Genomic DNA, 1842 nt, shown 5'->3' with positions numbered 1-1842 from the left:
TTGAGTCATTATTTTCGCCTGTCCCGTGCCCGCTCAAACCTTCACAGAAGTGTCCTAAACGCTTTTTTCCTGAATCCTCCCATACCCCCAGTGCCATAGGATCGGGCTTCCGATACATTAATATGCAATAGCTGAGTAGCTAATAACGAGGCGGCTATTTTTAGGCAACCTTAACAGCTTTTTAAATTAGTTCGACTTGCTCAATTGTGAAACTACAGCTTGCTATAAATGCTACGACTTTTGAGCCTCTGCTACAATTCCTTGAATTGGGAGTGCAGAGTTTGCTGTTAAATTGTTAAATTGGTATTAAGTGTACCGGGACAGGAAAAAACCTCAAAATTAACTTTTTGGGTCTGAGTTTTCATGATTTTTTTTGCATTATTTTGCATAAATTTGAGTTTTTGTGAGTTTTTTTGAGTAAACTTGTGCAAGCTCAGCTTGAATTATTAGCTGAAGTCGAGGCAGTATTTGCAACTTAAAACTCAAATTTATGCAAAATAATGCAAATTTATGCAAATTTATGCAAGGTAGGAAGCTGGGGGAAAAGCAGAGAAAGATGGTAGCAAGCAATGTTTTTGTGATCACAAAAGTTACCTTCAAGGCGCATCAATCTGACTCCCTCCGTTGGAAACAGAAGGTAGCAAAGGCAATGTTCAGCGATATATTTATACCGCAAAAGGAATCAACCGCTTGCTGATTGCTGTGCAGCGATCGAGGCGATCGCGTAGAGGATGGCTGCTATATATCAATCAGTTTTAGTTTTTGATTTTGTTTCATTGACAGACAACAACCACACCCGCTATCTGCCTGATTGATTCAGAATCCTTTAGGATTTGTTCAAACCCAAATGCAGCAGCACGGCTGTGAGGTTTCAGCCAAAAAAGTTTTGAGCTTCGGCCTTGGGTGCGCTTGATCGCCGAGCTATCCTCTGCCAGCTCCCATACGGCGGCCTCACAGAGGGTTGATTGTGGCTCTGCTAGGAAAGCGATCGCTAACAACTGAGGTGATAAGTCTAACCTAGACTTTCAACTGCTAACCGCTGCTCAGCACTCAGACTTTCTAGCGCCTCTGCTACGGGTAAGTATCCGTATCGGTTGAGAATGTGATGTAGACAGGTTTTTGCTGACTCCACCATCCCCTCAGCGACCCATAACGCCACCTCCGCAACTTCACGGGCCACCTCCGCAACTTCACAAGCCACGCCCCAAACTTTTTCTACAGGGTGAGTCTGATTCTCTGTCACAGCTTCGGCTGTATTTTGTATATTTATGGGGGGAGCTGTGACAACCTCCACATCAAGAGGAGAGGGTGATTCAGCCATTTTCGCAGAGGCGATTTTTTCAGCCAATTTTTGACAGACTAGAGGGTAAAGCTCATCCCAGTTTTCGGGTCTGCTAGAGTTCTCACCAGCCTCTACAAAACGATATTGCCAAACTCGCTTATCCCCCTCCCTAACCTGAGAGGCCTTCAGCTTAACCCCGATAAATTTAAGTAAGCGGTTGAGATATTGCATGGGTGAGCTTTTGCCGGGATGTCCAAGTAGGGCGGCTGCTGACTTGGTTTACAAATCCTCACCAGTTCCTTGACTTCAGGGGATTTATCCGTCCAGACCTTTGAAGGGTCAAGGAATTGATTAATCCCCAATTTTGAGAGAAGTTTTAGTTTGAGCCATTGGTTGTTCAGGTCAGGCAAGAAAGTTCTAAACTCACGGTTCCATTTTTGCCGTTGTAGCAGTTCAGCATCAATAGGGTTTTCAAGTTTCCAGTTGGCATAGAGCTGATTGAGCAAATCTCTGTCAGTGAAGCGGATACGGTAAACAACTCCCAAGTCCAAAGCTCAGTA

Annotated in this window: 2 protein-coding genes; one reads left to right on the top strand and one right to left on the bottom strand. The window is 44.4% G+C overall.

Annotated features, from left to right (window positions below):
* Positions 1-624: 624 nt before the first annotated feature.
* Positions 625-759: a hypothetical protein gene (locus OSCIL6407_RS38010; protein ID WP_267879574.1), complete on the top strand. Its 135-nt coding sequence runs from the start codon at positions 625-627 to the stop codon at positions 757-759.
* A gap of 253 nt (positions 760-1012) precedes the next feature.
* Here OSCIL6407_RS38010 and OSCIL6407_RS0129270 read toward each other — a convergent pair whose 3' ends face one another.
* Positions 1013-1513 carry a hypothetical protein gene (locus OSCIL6407_RS0129270; RefSeq protein WP_019488059.1) on the bottom strand — a complete coding sequence of 167 codons (501 nt, stop codon included), beginning with the start codon at positions 1511-1513 and terminating at the stop codon, positions 1013-1015.
* Positions 1514-1842: the final 329 nt, after the last annotated feature.

This window comes from Kamptonema formosum PCC 6407, assembly GCF_000332155.1.
Classification (GTDB): domain Bacteria; phylum Cyanobacteriota; class Cyanobacteriia; order Cyanobacteriales; family Microcoleaceae; genus Kamptonema; species Kamptonema formosum.
The sequence above is the reverse complement of the archived record's forward strand: the minus strand, read 5'-3'. Positions and strand labels throughout refer to the sequence as shown.